Source organism: Acidovorax sp. LjRoot38, from assembly GCF_964252975.1.
Taxonomy (GTDB): domain Bacteria; phylum Pseudomonadota; class Gammaproteobacteria; order Burkholderiales; family Burkholderiaceae_C; genus Acidovorax; species Acidovorax facilis.
Map to the genome: position 1 here is coordinate 1 of NZ_CAXUPT020000045.1, position 1,061 is coordinate 1,061.

Consider the following 1,061-nt stretch of genomic DNA (forward strand, 5'->3'; position numbering starts at 1 on the left):
CCGCAGATGAAGCAGCAGACCTTGGCAATGGCCGCAGATCAAGACAACGGATTCGAGCATTCGCGCAAACCCACCCGACGCGAAGAGTTCTTGCGGACCATGGAGACAATAGTGCCATGGGCCGCTCTGTGCCAGGTGATAGAGCCGCACTACCCCAAAGCAGGCAACGGCCGCCCGCCCATTGGCCTTGAGCGCATGCTGCGCATCCATTTTCTTCAGCACTGGTTCAACCTGGCCGATCTGGCGTGCGAGGAGGCTCTGTATGACAGTGCCAGTCTGCGCCGCTTTGTGGGGATTGACCTGGGCCGCGAACGCGTGCCCGACGCCACCACGCTGCTGAAGTTTCGCAAACTGCTCAATGAGCAAAAACTGGGTGAAGCCCTGTTTGCCAAGGTAGGCCAGCAATTGCAGGAGCGCGGCTTCAAGGTCAACACCGGCACCATCGTGGATGCCACCATCATCGCCGCGCCCAGTTCTACCAAGAACGCCGACAAGGCGCGCGATCCCGATATGCACCAGACCCGCAAAGGCCAGCAGTGGTATTTCGGCATGAAGCTGCACATTGGCGTGGACAGCCAAAGCGGGCTGGCGCACAGCGCCGTGGTGACGGCGGCCAACGTGCATGACAAACACCCGCTGCCCGATCTGCTGCATGGCAACGAGCAGCGCGTGTACGGCGACTCGGCCTACGCCAGCCAGAAGGCTCTGATCCGGGGCAAGGCGCCCCAAGCCAAAGACTTCACCAACCAGCGCACCCGCCGTGCAGGCGAGGTGGACGAAGTTCAGCGGGCCAAGAACCGCAACAAGTCACGCATCCGCGCTCGGGTAGAGCATGTGTTCGGGGTGGTCAAGCGCCTGTGGGGATTCACCAAGGTGCGCTACCGCGGGCTGCAGAAGAACGCCACACGCGCATTCACGGCCTTGGCGCTGGCCAACATTTTCCTTGCCCGAGGGCGACTGCAGGGACAGGTGCGCCCGTAAGGGTGGAAATCGGGCCTCAAGGCCCTGCGAACGGCCCAAATGGGCGGCGCAAGAGGCCACAAAATCCAAAAAATGGCGTC

General features: G+C 62.0%; 1 protein-coding gene. It reads left to right on the top strand.

Translation table 11 applies throughout. From position 1 onward, the window contains the following. Positions 1 to 6 precede the first annotated feature (6 nt). A complete protein-coding gene (locus ACSQ22_RS26295) occupies positions 7 to 981 on the top strand; it encodes an IS5 family transposase (RefSeq protein WP_055392831.1) in 975 nt (324 codons plus the stop codon). Positions 982 to 1,061 lie beyond the last annotated feature (80 nt).